At 61.6% G+C, this 11,972-nt stretch carries 12 protein-coding genes; 2 read left to right on the forward strand and 10 right to left on the reverse strand.

Features of this window, described 5'->3' with window-relative positions; translation table 11 throughout:
* Nucleotides 1–9 precede the first annotated feature (9 nt).
* From OPU96_RS06360 to OPU96_RS06385, 6 genes are read right to left on the reverse strand one after another with little or no spacing between them, the layout of a single operon-like run.
* Entirely contained in the window at nt 10–777 is a 768-nt protein-coding gene (locus tag OPU96_RS06360) for an ABC transporter ATP-binding protein (RefSeq protein WP_192296583.1), read from the reverse strand.
* 3 nt (nt 778–780) lie between these two features.
* A complete protein-coding gene (locus tag OPU96_RS06365; protein ID WP_498558854.1) occupies nt 781–2,121 on the reverse strand; it encodes an ABC transporter substrate-binding protein in 1,341 nt (446 codons plus the stop codon).
* 19 nt (nt 2,122–2,140) lie between these two features.
* Nucleotides 2,141–3,190, reverse strand: coding sequence for a branched-chain amino acid ABC transporter permease (locus tag OPU96_RS06370; protein WP_226456400.1), 1,050 nt, complete (start codon nt 3,188–3,190; stop codon nt 2,141–2,143).
* Between the two features lie 4 nt (nt 3,191–3,194).
* Nucleotides 3,195–4,076, reverse strand: a complete 882-nt coding sequence (locus tag OPU96_RS06375) for a branched-chain amino acid ABC transporter permease (protein ID WP_192296586.1) — start codon at nt 4,074–4,076, stop codon at nt 3,195–3,197.
* Complete coding sequence (locus tag OPU96_RS06380) at nt 4,076–4,846, reverse strand: ABC transporter ATP-binding protein (RefSeq protein WP_498558855.1); 771 nt, start codon at nt 4,844–4,846, stop codon at nt 4,076–4,078. The genes OPU96_RS06375 and OPU96_RS06380 overlap by 1 nt, the downstream gene beginning before the upstream one ends.
* Nucleotides 4,843–5,742: an AMP-binding protein gene (locus OPU96_RS06385; protein ID WP_305391099.1), complete on the reverse strand. Its 900-nt coding sequence runs from the start codon at nt 5,740–5,742 to the stop codon at nt 4,843–4,845. Before OPU96_RS06385 ends, OPU96_RS06380 begins: the two co-directional genes overlap by 4 nt.
* Nucleotides 5,743–6,069: 327 nt before the next feature.
* Here OPU96_RS06385 and OPU96_RS06390 point away from each other — a divergent pair, with 327 nt between their 5' ends.
* Nucleotides 6,070–6,948, forward strand: a complete 879-nt coding sequence (locus OPU96_RS06390) for a DUF6252 domain-containing protein (protein ID WP_498558856.1) — start codon at nt 6,070–6,072, stop codon at nt 6,946–6,948.
* Nucleotides 6,949–7,014: 66 nt separating this feature from the next.
* Here OPU96_RS06390 and OPU96_RS06395 read toward each other — a convergent pair whose 3' ends face one another.
* The 4 genes from OPU96_RS06395 to OPU96_RS06410 form a co-directional block, all read right to left on the reverse strand.
* Nucleotides 7,015–8,409, reverse strand: coding sequence for an LLM class flavin-dependent oxidoreductase (locus tag OPU96_RS06395; RefSeq protein WP_498558857.1), 1,395 nt, complete (start codon nt 8,407–8,409; stop codon nt 7,015–7,017).
* Nucleotides 8,409–8,735, reverse strand: a complete 327-nt coding sequence (locus OPU96_RS06400; protein ID WP_192296590.1) for an acyl-CoA dehydrogenase — start codon at nt 8,733–8,735, stop codon at nt 8,409–8,411. The genes OPU96_RS06395 and OPU96_RS06400 overlap by 1 nt, the downstream gene beginning before the upstream one ends.
* 11 nt (nt 8,736–8,746) lie before the next feature.
* Complete coding sequence (locus OPU96_RS06405; protein ID WP_498558858.1) at nt 8,747–9,943, reverse strand: SfnB family sulfur acquisition oxidoreductase; 1,197 nt, start codon at nt 9,941–9,943, stop codon at nt 8,747–8,749.
* 154 nt (nt 9,944–10,097) lie between these two features.
* Nucleotides 10,098–10,661: a helix-turn-helix domain-containing protein gene (locus OPU96_RS06410; RefSeq protein WP_226456405.1), complete on the reverse strand. Its 564-nt coding sequence runs from the start codon at nt 10,659–10,661 to the stop codon at nt 10,098–10,100.
* A 92-nt stretch (nt 10,662–10,753) separates the two neighbouring features.
* Between OPU96_RS06410 and OPU96_RS06415 the strand changes: the two genes are divergently transcribed.
* Nucleotides 10,754–11,683, forward strand: a complete 930-nt coding sequence (locus tag OPU96_RS06415; protein WP_226456406.1) for a DMT family transporter — start codon at nt 10,754–10,756, stop codon at nt 11,681–11,683.
* Nucleotides 11,684–11,972 lie beyond the last annotated feature (289 nt).

Genomic DNA, 11,972 nt, shown 5'->3' on the forward strand with positions numbered 1-11,972 from the left:
TGTTCGCCTTTACTGTTTACCCAGATAAATGTCGTGCAAGTCGCCCCGCGCCAGCAGCTGCGCCGCGTTGCCACTCAAGGCCACGCGGCCAGTATCCAGCACGTAACCGTGGGACGCATAGGTGAGCGCGACGTTGATGTTCTGCTCGGCGATCAGGAAGCTCACCTGCTGCTCGCGGTTGAGCTGAGCGATGATCGCGAAAATCTCCTGCACGATCATAGGCGCCAAACCCATGGACGGCTCGTCGAGCAGTACCAAAGTAGGACGGGTCATCAACGCCCGGCCAATGGCGACCATCTGCTGCTCGCCGCCGGAGGTCAGCCCGGCGCGGGTGTGGCGCTTGGTCTTGAGCCGGGGAAACCAGCTGTAGATACGCTCCAGGTCGTGCTCCATGTCCTGGCGACTCAGGCGCCGCACAAAGCCGCCGCTGCGCAGGTTGTCTTCCACGCTCAGTTGGCCGAACACATGGCGGCCCTCCAGGACGTGAACCATGCCTTGGCGCACGCGCTGGCTGGGGTCGACACCGGCCAGGTCGGCGCCGGCGTACTCAATCACCCCCCGGCTGACTTCGGCGCGCTCGGCGCGCACCAGGCCGGAAATCGCCTTGAGCGTGGTGCTCTTGCCTGCGCCATTGGCGCCGAGCAAGGCGACGATGGCGCCCTTGGGCACGTGCAGCGAAACCCCGGCCACCGCCAGGATCGCACCGTCGTAGATCACTTCGATGTCGTTGACCGTCAGCAACGACGGGGTGGCGGATGCAGCGGCGGGCTGGTGCATGGTTTATTCATCCCCGATGCAGGTGCGCGGCGTCAGGCCTTTTTCCTTGGCGAAGGCGGCGGATTTTTCGTCGATCAACGGCCGCAACAGTGCACGGTCGGCCGGGATCCATTCACTGACCAACGTCCAGTTGGCGCCGTCCCATTGCTGTACCCGCGCCGAACCGCCGCCTTCGTGGTCACGGCACGACAGCTTGAGGTTTTGCATCAGGCCCAGGTAGCCCATGTCCTTGAGGCGAGCGTCGTCGATATTCAAGTGCTCCAGGCCCCAGCGGCCTTCTTCGCCGTTGAGCGGGCGCTTGCCGAACTTGGTCTGGGCGGTACGTATGGCTTCCACCGCCACGGCGGCATTCACCAGGCCGGAGTTGTAGTAGACGCTGCCGAAGTTTTTCAGGTCCTTGAGGTCGCTGTGGCCCTTGTCGAGGATGTAGTGCTTGAGGCGTTTGTGGATCTCGAAGTCGGCACCGGCCGGGTAAGGCGTCAGCGCCAGGTAGCCTTTGGCTGAGCTGCCAGCGGGCAACACGTCTTCGCTGGAACTGGCCCAGATGTCGCCGATGATGTGGTCGACCGGAAAGCCGAAGCGTGCGGCAGTCTTCACCGCCACCGGGGTGGATACGCCCCAGGTGCGCAGGAACACCCAATCCGGGTTGGCCTGGCGCACCTGGCGCCATTGTGCCGATTGCTCGTTGCCTGGGTCGGCCACCGGGATCTGGATATTTTCAAAGCCGTACTTCTCGGCGAGCAGCTTCAGCGGGCCGAGGGTTTCGCGACCATAGGCCGAGTCGTGGTAGACGGTGGCGATCTTCTTGCCCTTGAGTTTGTCGAACCCGCCCTCGCGCTGAGCAATGTAGTTCACCAGCGTCGACGCCTCACTGTAGAAGGTCAGCATCACCGGGAAGTTGTACGGGAACACCGTGCCGTCGGTGGCCTCGGTGCGCCCGTAGCCGAGGGTGATCAGCGGGATCTTGTCCACTTCCGCACGCTCGCTCAGGGCATACGCCGCCGGTGCGCCGTTGGGCTGGTACACCGCCACCGGCGCGCCATCCAGGCCGTTCTTGAAGCGCTCGTAGCACTCGATGCCTTTCTCCGCCGTCCACTCGGTCTCGCACTCTTGCCACACCAGCTTGACGCCGTTGATGCCGCCTTCGACCTCGTTGATATAGCGCAGATAGTCGATCATTCCGGCCCACACCTGCACGCCGCTGGACGCATAGGCGCCGACGCGATAGGTCGCCAGGGGAATAAATTGCTGATCGGCCGACGCCACGGCCTGGGGCACAGCACCGGCCAATGCCGCCAGTGCAAAGGCAGCACCGGCGAAAGAACGTTTCAAGGATGCACGCATGAAGGATTCTCTTGGGAAGTTAGAAACGCAGCGGCCACTGCCGCACACGGTCACGCAGGTTGTGCAACAAGCGAATCAAGCCCTCGGGTTCCTTGATCAGGAACACGATGATCAACACGCCAAAGATGATTTTTTGCAGGTTCTGCAACTGCCCCGCATCCACCGCGCCGCCGAACAACGCCTGCCCGGCATGACTGAGGAAAATCGGCAGCAAACTGATAAAGGCCGCACCGACAAAGTTGCCGGCGATGCTGCCCATGCCGCCGATAATGATGATGAACAGGATCTGGAATGAGCGATTGATGTCGAAACTGCTGGCGCTCGCCGTGCCCAGGTAGGCAAAGGCCCACAGCGCACCGGCGATGCCGAGGTAGAACGAACTGACGGCAAACGCCAGGCGCTTGTAGCGCACCACCGGGATGCCCACCACGGCGGCGGCGGTGTCCATGTCGCGGATCGCCATCCAGTTGCGTCCGACCTGGCTGCGCACCAGGTTGATCGCGGTCCAGGTCAACACCACCACCGTCACCAGCGTCAGCAGATAGCGGCCCAGCGGCGTGTTGAGGTCATGGCCGAACAGCGCCAGCTTCGGCGCGGAGATGGTCCCGGAGGACCCGTAGTTGTAGAACCAGGGGAATTTGACGAACAGCCACTCCAGGAAAAACTGCGCGGCCAAGGTGGTGACCATCAAATAGAAGCCCTTGATCCGCGCGCTGGGCAGGCCGAACAACAGCCCGACCAGCGCGCTGATAATCCCACCGCCCAGCAGCGCCACCGGCAAGCCCAGTTCCGGCAGACGCAGCAGAAAGCCATAGGTGGCAAACGCGCCGACGGCCATGAAACCCGCCGCGCCCACCGAAGTTTGCCCGGTGTAGCCAGTCAGCAAGTTCAGGCCAAGCCCGGCCAGCGACAACACCAGGAACGGAATCAGGATCGCGTTCAGCCAGTAGTCATTGCCCCACAACGGCACCACGATGAACGCCAGCGCCAACAGGCCGATCAGGCCCCAAGGGAGGCGCCGCTGGATCAGCACCAACGGCGCGCAGTGTTGCGCAACAGGAATCGACATGGTTTCAGACTCGCTCGATGGCGCGCTCGCCGAACAGGCCGGCGGGACGGATATACAGGAAGGCCAGGGCCAATACGTAGGCGAACCACGGCGTGATGCCGCCGCCGATCAACGGGCCGATATACACCTCGGCGAGGTTCTCCGCGGCACCGACAATCAGCCCGCCGACAATCGCCCCGCCAATCGAGGTAAAGCCGCCGATGATCAGCACCGGCAGGGCCTTGAGCACCACCAGCGACAGCGAAAACTGCACGCCCTGGCGCGCGCCCCACAACAGCCCGGCGACCAGCCCGACCACCCCGGCCACGGCCCAGACGATCTGCCAGATACGGTTGAGGTTGATACCGATGGACAGCGCCGCCGTGGTGTCATCCGCCACCGCGCGCAACGACACACCGATGCGGGTCTTGTTGAACAACAGCGCCAACACCGTCACCAGCACCACCGCCACCGCCGCCGCGATCAGGTCAAACTGGCTGAGCATCAGCGGGCCGACGAACAGCGGCACATCGTCGATGCCCAGATCCAGAGCGCGCACCTGCGAGCCCATCAGGCCCTGGGCGAGGCCTTCGATGATGAACGAGAGGCCGAGCGTGGCCATGAACAAGGTGATCTGCGAACGGTTCACCAAGGGCCGCAGCACCAGGCGCTCGATCAGCAGCGCACCGAGGCTCATCACGATCACCGTGAGCAGCAACGCCAGGGCAAACGGCACCCCCTGATCATGCAGGCTGACGAAGGTCAGCGCGGCGAACAGCAGCATCGCGCCCTGGGCAAAGTTGAACACGCCGCTGGCCTTGTAGATCAGCACAAAGCCGATGGCGACCAGCGAGTACATGGTGCCGGCGAGCAGGCCGCCGAGCAGGGTTTCGAAGAAGAACGTCATCAGTGCGCCGCTCCCAGGTAGGCCGCGATCACTTCGGGGTTGGCTTGCACTTGCGCGGGCGTGCCGTCGCCGACTTTACGTCCGTAGTCGAGCACCACCACGTGGTGGGACAGGCCCATCACCACGCCGATGTCGTGTTCGATCAACACCACGGTGGTGCCCAGGTCACGGTTAACGTCGGCGACGAAACGTGCCATCTCCTGTTTTTCCTCGGCGTTCATGCCGGCCATGGGTTCGTCGAGCAGCAACAGACTGGGCCCGGCGATCAGCGCCCGGCCCAACTCCACGCGCTTTTGCAGGCCGTAGGACAGGTTGCCCACCAGCACATCGCGGTGGGCTTGCAGTTCGAGAAATTCGAGCATGCCCTGGGCGCGCCGGCGGAACGCTTCGGCCTCGCGGCGTGCGCGGGGCAGGCCCAGGGCTTGCTCGATGAACGTGCTGTGCATATGCCGCGAGAGGCCGGTGAGGATGTTGTCGAGCACGCTCATTTTCTTGAACAGCGCGTTGTTCTGAAAGGTGCGGCCGATGCCGCGGCGCGCCGCACCCAATGGGTCGATGCGGTGAAAGTGCCGGTCTTCGAAGACGATCTCGCCGGCATCGAAGCGATACACGCCGTTGAGCACATTGAGCAACGAACTCTTGCCCGCGCCGTTGGGCCCGATCAACGCGCAGATCTCACCGCGCTGCACGTCAAAGGACAAGGCATTGATCGCCTTGACCCCTTTGAACGACAGCGAGATGTCGCGTACCTGGAGAATGGTTTGGCTCATGCGATGTCCCGTTTGAATTCAGCCAGCCACGTAGGCGAAGCGGTGGCTTTCAGGGGTTGCCAGATGTAGGCCAGGCGCTGGAAACCGAGCAGCTTGCGCACGCGGTTTTTCAGCAGCCGGCGCAGGCCGCTTTGCGGGTGCGCGATGGCCCACTCGCACAGGCGTCGGCGCCAGGTACCGTGGGGCGCGAGGCGGCTTTCGATTTCCGCAGCCAGGTGCTGCAGGCGTTCGGCAGACAACAGCAAGCCGGTGGGCGCGACTTCGCGGCGGTCGCGCTGCGCCGAGGCCAGGCTTTCCGGGAAAGCCAAGCCGTGGCCGGTGTTGAGCCACTGCTCCAGCAGCACCGCCAGGCCGCCCTGCCAGTGGGTGCCCTCTTCGCTCCACAAGGCGGTTTCGCCGGCCGGTTGCCACCAACGCACGAGGTGTTGCGCGGGGTCGACCGGGCCGAGCAACTGGACGAAATCCAGCGGGTTGGCGCACGCCCAGTGCCGTTGCTGACGGCCTTGCACATAAGAATGGCTGGGGCGGATACGCCATAGTTGGTGCTGCACCGCTTCCGCCTCCAGGTCATCGGCCAAGGTCAGCACCTGCCCGTCGACGGCTTGGGCGGCCAGGGCCAGCAGCAACAGGTTCGGCTCAAACGCACCGCACAAGACCAAGCGCGACTGCTCGTTGAAGCCTTGCTGGCGCAAACCATCGGCCAGGCGCTCAACGTCACGCAAGGCGTCGATCCAGCGCCACGCATACCACTGGCCCTGGCGCTTGTGACGCAAGGCGGTGTGCAGCGGGGTGATCTGCGCCCAGTGGTGCAGTTGTTCAAGGGCCTTGGGCAGGTTGCCAAGCAGTTCGGCGGGCCATTCCACGGCCAGCGGGCGTTTTAGTTCATGCACGCTCATAGGGAGTATTCCTATAGAGGGTTAAGCGTGCGGTGGTCCGCTGGCTGAGAGTGGTGTGTATCGATGCAGTGCAGGAGTCGTGCCTACAGGCACATCCGCCGAAACCCTGCTGTTTCTCACCTATCATCGCCCCGGCGCTCGGTGCGGATTGAACAAAGTGTGTGTTCGCTGTTGCGAGAGCAACATTTTAGCCAATGACTGATTGCCCTCCGTAATTGCTATTTATTCTAAACAAATCACGGATTAAACCTGTCACCTTTGACAGTATAAAAACCCCATCGCCCCCGATAACCTACTCTTCCCTTTTTCACACAGTGGACATTCGGTATGACGCTCTTCAGAAAAAACCATCCCAATGACACAATCGGAACTTGCACAGCCTCCCTTAACAACGATCCTGATTTCGCATCCTTTTCTGCCAATAGGTTCACCTTTTACCCCAATGACACGTTCAATACATGGACCGTGATTGCAGAGGCACCAGAAAACGGCACCGGCACCCACCAACTCTTTACGTTCTCTATCCCGATGGAAGGCAACGTCAACCAAAAAAAATATTTATTGGGTGGCCACTCTGCTGGCGATGCCAGCGCCTATTATGTCAAGTCCATATTTGGAACCTGGCATAACTATCTTGCGAAAAGTGGTTCAATAACCGTTACCGTCAACGAGCAGAATCAATCGCTCACAGCAGACTTCAACTTTGACGCACAGAGCGGTTCCCATGCCATTGGTGTAACCAATGGCGCACTGAATGTAATGGGTTATAGCGAAGAGCAAAAAACCGATGATGAGGGTTCGGTGTCGGCCATAATCACCGGCGCGATTGACTGGGACTATCGATCCACCGAGGTCGAGTACACCTACGAAGTCGACTCCGATATGCCTTCTTCAATCCTGGCCTGGTCACGTCAATATGTAGATAGACCCAATACCTCCACCCACATCCTCAGCATACGAATCGCCGACAACCTTACCGCTGGCATTTATCCAATAAGCGCAACCAGCCAGCAAGTCAGAGCCTTCTTTTACGACATGAATCAGAGATTCATAGCCTATCAGGCTGTGAGCGGGACATTGAAACTTACTTCTGTACCCGACTCAAACAACAAATTACTCGACGGTACTTTCGACTTTATAGGAACTACTTCCGACGGCGCGGACACTATCAACGTAAGTGATGGAGTTTTGCACATTCAAAAATAGGTTATCCGTCACTAGCAAGAGGCTTGCCGTTAGGCGGTCAGCAAGCCTCACTATCAGGTCGATGTATTACGCCCTGCTGGCGCGCCCTTCAACATGGCCTAACGTGCGATACGCCGCACCGGGATGAGCGGCCGTCAATCGCGCCCCGTCGCCAAACAGCTTCTCGCGCAACGTGCCCTCGGCGTACTCGGTCTTGTACACACCGCGCCTCTGCAACTCCGGCACCAGCAACTCCACGGCGTCGATAAAGGTCTCGTGGGTCAATGCGTAGGCCAGGTTGAAGCCGTCCACGTCGGTCTCGTCCACCCATTCCTGAAGCAGATCCGCCACGGTTTCCGGGCCGCCGACAAACAGCGGGCCAAAGCCACCAATGCCAACCCAGTCGGCCAGTTCATTGGGTGTCCACACCTTGTTCGGATCAGCGGTGGAAAACGCTTCCACCGCCGACTGGATCGCATTGGTGTGCACATGCTTGAGCGGTTCATCCGGCTTGAACTGGCTGAAGTCGATACCGGTCCAGCCGGAAATCAGCGCCATCGCGCCTTCGTAGCTGACGTAGGATTTGTATTCGTCGAACTTGGCCTTGGCCTTGGCATCGGTCTCGCCGACGATCACCGTCTGCAAGTTGAAGATCAGGATTTTCTTCGGATCACGCCCGGCCTCCGCGGCACGGCGGCGGATGTCGGCGACGGTCTTTTTCAGCAGCACCTTGGACGGCGCAGCGACAAATACGCATTCGGCCTGTTCGGCGGCGAACTGCTTGCCGCGACTGGATGCACCGGCCTGGTAGAGCACCGGCGTGCGCTGCGGCGACGGCTCGCACAGGTGAATGCCGGGCACCTGGAAGTGTTTGCCGACGTGGCGGATCTCGTGGATTTTGCTCGGGTCGCTGAAGATGCGGCGTTCACGGTCGCGCAGCACCGCACCCTCCTCCCAACTGCCTTCCCAGAGTTTGTAGCAAACCTCCAGGTATTCCTCGGCGTAGTCGTAGCGAGCGTCGTGCTCGGTCTGGGCTTTCTGGCCGAGGTTCTTGGCGCCGCTTTCCAGGTAGGAGGTGACGATGTTCCAGCCGATGCGACCCTTGGTCAGGTGATCGAGGGTGGAGAGACGCCGCGCAAACGGATACGGGTGCTCAAAGGACAGCGAGGCCGTAAGGCCAAACCCCAGGTGTTCAGTGACCAGGGCCATCGGCGCGATCAGCGACAGCGGGTCGTTGACCGGCACTTGGGTGGCCTGGCGGATCGCCGCTTCACCGTTGCCCTGGTACACGTCGTAGATCCCCAGCACGTCGGCGATGAACAGGCCGTCGAACTTGCCGCGCTCAAGGATCTTGGCCAGGTCGGTCCAGTATTCCAGGTCCTTGTACTGCCACGAACGGTCACGCGGGTGCGCCCACAAACCGGGAGACTGGTGGCCGACGCAGTTCATGTCGAAGGCATTCAAGCGGATTTCACGGGACATCACAGCACTCCGTTGAGGTGGTAGTTGCCGACGATCTGGTACTTCGCGCGCAACGGATCATCCAGGGTCGAGGGCAGCGCGGTGCGTTGGCCGGTGAGTTCGAATTCGGCGTTGCTCGCGGCGATCAAGGCTTCGGCGGCGGCGATCTGCGCTTCGGTGGCCGCCACCGGGCCGGGATGGGTTTCGGCGCGTTCCAGCAAGGCGGCAGCCACGTCCACGCGGATCTGCAAGTCGCCGAAGCGGCTGATCACATAAGGGTCTTCGCTTTTCTCGACATGGCGGCGGGTGCTGTCCAGCAGTTGGCGCGCAAGGTTCAATGCGGTCATGGGTGAGTTCCTCAGTTCCAGGCATGGCGCGCGGGCTTCACGCCGTTGAGCACGAAGTTGCCGATCAGGTGGTACTTCCAGCGGGCCGGGTCGTGCAGGGTGTGGGTGCGGGCGTTGCGCCAGAAGCGGTCGAGGTTGTGTTTGCCGGTGACCGAACGGGTGCCGGCCAGTTCGAACAGTTTGCTGCTGGCCAGCAAGGCGGTTTCGGCGGACAGCACTTTGGCCTGGGCGACGACCAGCGAGGCGTGGGCGACGCTGTCTTCGCTGGGTTCGGCGAGGGCGTGGTCGACGGCGCGGCCGGCCTTGGCGAGGATGGCTTCAGTGCCGTGCACACGCCATTCCAAGTCACCGATGGCGGCGATGGTGAACGGGTCTTGCCAGCCGTGCTCCTGCTGGCTGTCGATCCACGGGCGCGCCTGGCGGGCGAAGATTTTCGCTTGCTCAAGGGCTCCGAGGGCGATGCCGGTGTCGACCGCCGCCTGGATGATCTGCGAGATCGGGCCGTTGGCGGTGGGCTGGTCGAACGCTTGGTGCGCAGGGATGACGGCAGACAGGGGCACGCTGACGCCATCGAGGGTCACGCCGCCGCTGGCGGTGGTGCGCTGACCGAAGCCGTCCCAGCTGTCGATCACGTTCAGGCCCTGGGCATCACGCTCGACGAAGGCGATAAATGCCTGACCCTTTTCGTTATTGGCGACGGTGGGCACGATGTGGGCGAACAGCGCGCCGGTGCAGTAGAACTTTTCGCCATTGATTTGCGCGCTGTCGCCATGGAAGCGGATTTGCGTATCAAAGGTGCCGGCGTTTTTGCTTTTGGCTTCGGAGAACGCATTGCCAAAGCGATAACCGGCCAGGACCTTGCCGAAGTAGTAACGCTTTTGTTCCTCGCTGGCGGTTTGCAGCAGGATGTCGACCACGCCCAAGTGGTTTTGCGGGATCTGCCCCAGGGACGGGTCGGCAGCGGAGATCAACTTGATCACCTCCGCCACGGTCACATAGGACACCTCGGCGCCGCCGTAGGCCTTGGGAATGGTGATGCCCCACAGGCCGCTGGCAGAAAAATCTTCAAGCTCGGCGACGGGCAGGCGTCGCTCACGGTCGCGCTCGCTGGCCTCGACGGCAAAGCGGGCGGCCAGGCGCGTGGCGATCTCGATGGCTTGCGCGTCCGAGCGGATGATATGGGCAGGGTGTAAAGGGTGGGCAGACATGGGCCGACTCCAGGCTCCGATGGGATAACGGAGTGATTGCAGGAGTCGTGCCTGAATTTAATCGCCAATAAAATCAGCGGCTTGCTGAGGAAGTCCTGGGATGAAGCGCGTTTCAAACCAGCAAACTGTGCATCCACTGTTGCGTGGCAAACAGTTAGATCACCACGTTGCGGATAAAGCGCACCGCGACGTCACCGTCATTGCGATAGGTGTGCTGCTGATGACTGGCGAACATGAAAAACTCGCCGGCGCCGATGCGGTTTTCTACGCCAGCCACGACCAGGGTCAGGCTGCCCTCGAACACAAACAGTTGCTCACTCCAGCCTTCGAGGTCGGGGTCCGGGCAGTAACGGTCGCCGGGCTCCAGGCGCCACTCCCACAGTTCCACTTCGCGCCGCGCGGTGGCCTTGGCCAGCAACACCGCCTTGCTGCCGTCGATCTCACCGGCCCAGGCCAGCTCGTTGATGCGGCTGTGGTCGCGCACATCCGGGGCCTGGATCAGGTCGCTGAATGCCACATCCAAGGCTTCGGCCACCCGGTCCAACGTGGACAGGCTGACATTCTTCTCCCCCGCCTCGATGGCCACCAGCATGCGCCGGCTGACTCCGGATTTTTCCGAGAGCGCGGTCTGGCTCAAGTCGGCGGCGTGGCGCAGGCGGCGCACGTTCTGGCTGACGTGCTGCAGGACCGAGGCCCGTTGTGGATTTTCTTTGTGCACTATATTGCTCAATGGGTGGGTGTGCGCAGTATACTGCCCAGCGTGCGGCGCATTGTGCGGTCCGTGCCTTCCCCTTGCAAGACCGAGCCGCCATGACCACCGCCAAATCCCCCTCGCGTTTCAACCGTTTCAGCAAAGCCGAATGCATCCTGGTGTTCATCACCATGATCTGGGGCGGCACCTTCTTGCTGGTGCAACACGCCATGACCGTCAGCGGCCCGATGTTTTTCGTGGGGCTGCGCTTTGCCGCCGCGGCGATTGTGGTGGGCTTCTTTTCCTTGCGGACCTTGCGTGACCTGACCTTGTTCGAGTTCAAGGCCGGGGTGTTTATCGGCGTGGCGATCATGTTTGGCTACGGTTTGCAGACCATTGGCTTGCAGACGATCCTCAGCAGCCAGTCGGCGTTTATCACCGCGCTGTATGTGCCCTTTGTGCCCTTGCTGCAATGGCTGGTGCTGGGCCGGCGCCCAGGGTTGATGCCAAGCATTGGCATCATGCTGGCGTTCACCGGCTTGATGCTGTTGACGGGGCCTGCGGGCGCATCGTTGAACTTCAGCCCTGGCGAAATCGCCACATTGATTGGTGCAATAGCCATAGCCGCCGAAATCATTTTGATCGGCGCCTATGCCGGGCAGGTGGATGTGCGCCGGGTTACGGTGGTGCAACTGGCAACGGCCTCGGTGCTGTCGTTCATGATGGTGGTACCGATGGGCGAGGCCTTGCCGGGGTTCTCGTGGTTGCTGCTGTTCAGCGCGGTGGGCCTGGGCTTGACCAGCGCGGTGATCCAGGTGGCGATGAACTGGGCGCAGCAGAGTGTTTCGCCAACGCGGGCCACGCTGATTTATGCCGGGGAGCCGGTGTGGGCCGGTGTGGTCGGACGGATTGCCGGGGAGCGTTTTCCACCGATTGCGATGGTAGGAGCGGCGTTGATTGTAGCGGCGGTGATTGTGAGTGAGATGAAGACCAAAGGGCAGAAGGCAGCCGAGTTAGAGAGTGACTTGGAGCAGGAGCGTCTGGGCTAAGACCCGTCAACACGCCTTTGTAGTGAGCGGGCTTGTCCCGCGCTGGGCTGCGAAGCGGCCCCAATCCAGTCACTGCATTCTTTCAAGCAAACCAAGCTGTCTGGGTTTAGGGCGGCTTCGCCACCCAGCGCGGGACAAGCCCGCTCACTACGGGGATTGCATTCCAACATTGGTTGCTGCGTATAAGTGCGTATTGGGAGTTTTCGGCCTACCTTGTAGGATCCTGCCACATGTTGCCGTTTGGTGATCGAGAAAGCGGCACGTATGATGCATCCCAAACTCCCGCAGA

The organism is Pseudomonas sp. RP-B7 (assembly GCF_059803535.1).

Bases quoted from the DNA above. Each gene is read 5' to 3' on its own strand.
- OPU96_RS06360 (WP_192296583.1), bottom strand. From the start codon at position 777: ATGCACCAGCCCGCCGCTGCATCCGCCACCCCGTCGTTGCTGACGGTC.
- OPU96_RS06365 (WP_498558854.1), bottom strand. From the start codon at position 2,121: ATGCGTGCATCCTTGAAACGTTCTTTCGCCGGTGCTGCCTTTGCACTG.
- OPU96_RS06370 (WP_226456400.1), bottom strand. From the start codon at position 3,190: ATGTCGATTCCTGTTGCGCAACACTGCGCGCCGTTGGTGCTGATCCAG.
- OPU96_RS06375 (WP_192296586.1), bottom strand. From the start codon at position 4,076: ATGACGTTCTTCTTCGAAACCCTGCTCGGCGGCCTGCTCGCCGGCACC.
- OPU96_RS06380 (WP_498558855.1), bottom strand. From the start codon at position 4,846: ATGAGCCAAACCATTCTCCAGGTACGCGACATCTCGCTGTCGTTCAAA.
- OPU96_RS06385 (WP_305391099.1), bottom strand. From the start codon at position 5,742: ATGAGCGTGCATGAACTAAAACGCCCGCTGGCCGTGGAATGGCCCGCC.
- OPU96_RS06390 (WP_498558856.1), top strand. From the start codon at position 6,070: ATGACGCTCTTCAGAAAAAACCATCCCAATGACACAATCGGAACTTGC.
- OPU96_RS06395 (WP_498558857.1), bottom strand. From the start codon at position 8,409: ATGTCCCGTGAAATCCGCTTGAATGCCTTCGACATGAACTGCGTCGGC.
- OPU96_RS06400 (WP_192296590.1), bottom strand. From the start codon at position 8,735: ATGACCGCATTGAACCTTGCGCGCCAACTGCTGGACAGCACCCGCCGC.
- OPU96_RS06405 (WP_498558858.1), bottom strand. From the start codon at position 9,943: ATGTCTGCCCACCCTTTACACCCTGCCCATATCATCCGCTCGGACGCG.
- OPU96_RS06415 (WP_226456406.1), top strand. From the start codon at position 10,754: ATGACCACCGCCAAATCCCCCTCGCGTTTCAACCGTTTCAGCAAAGCC.